We start from the raw sequence: 699 nt of genomic DNA, 5'->3' as shown, positions 1-699 counted from the left end.
CGATAGCCGCGCGCGAGGCCGGCGCCGCCGATATAGAGCTCGCCTGCGATCCCCACGCCCGCCGGGCGACCCTCCCGGTCCAGCACATGCACTTGCGTGTTCGACAGCGGACGCCCGATCGGCACCAGCGCCCCGTCCACCAGCCGGCTCGCATCGTACCAGCTGACGTCCCACGTCTCCGCCATCCCGTAGACATTGAGCAGCGCCGCATGCGGCCAGCGTTCCGCGAACGCCGCCGCCAGACGGCTCGGCACCGCCTCGCCCCCGATCATGCACATCCGAAGGTGCGGCGCCTCGCTCTCGGACGGCACGAGCTCGAGCAGCGAATGCAGTTGCGACGGCACCAGCGCCAGACGCTCCACCTGCTCTTCGCCGATGATCCGCATCAGCTCGCGTGGATCGCGCGACGACGCCGCACTGGCGATCACCATCCGGCCGCCCGCCAGCAGCGGCTGGAACACTTCCCAATACGCATCCAGGAAGTTCGCCGACGTCTTCTGGCAATACACCGTCCCGCCGTCGCCCGTCCCCTCCCAGCCCAGCCGTTTGCACGCATTGCGATGCGTGCCCATCACGCCCTTGGGCCGCCCGGTGGATCCGGAGGTGTAGATCACGTAGGCGAGGTTGTCCGGTCCGCTCACCGCGGCCGGTGCAGAGGTCTCCTCGCCTATGATACCGCCGAGATCGTCATCGAGCCGC

Annotated in this window: 1 protein-coding gene; it reads right to left on the bottom strand. The window is 69.1% G+C overall.

Annotated elements, in window-relative coordinates:
• On the bottom strand, positions 1–699 hold a 699-nt coding region (locus MOV74_RS39605), incomplete at both ends, for an AMP-binding protein (protein WP_246933049.1).

Origin of the sequence: Bradyrhizobium sp. SHOUNA76 (assembly GCF_023006445.1) — a bacterium.
Classification (GTDB): domain Bacteria; phylum Pseudomonadota; class Alphaproteobacteria; order Rhizobiales; family Xanthobacteraceae; genus Bradyrhizobium.
This window is presented reverse-complemented; position numbering and strand designations above follow the sequence as displayed.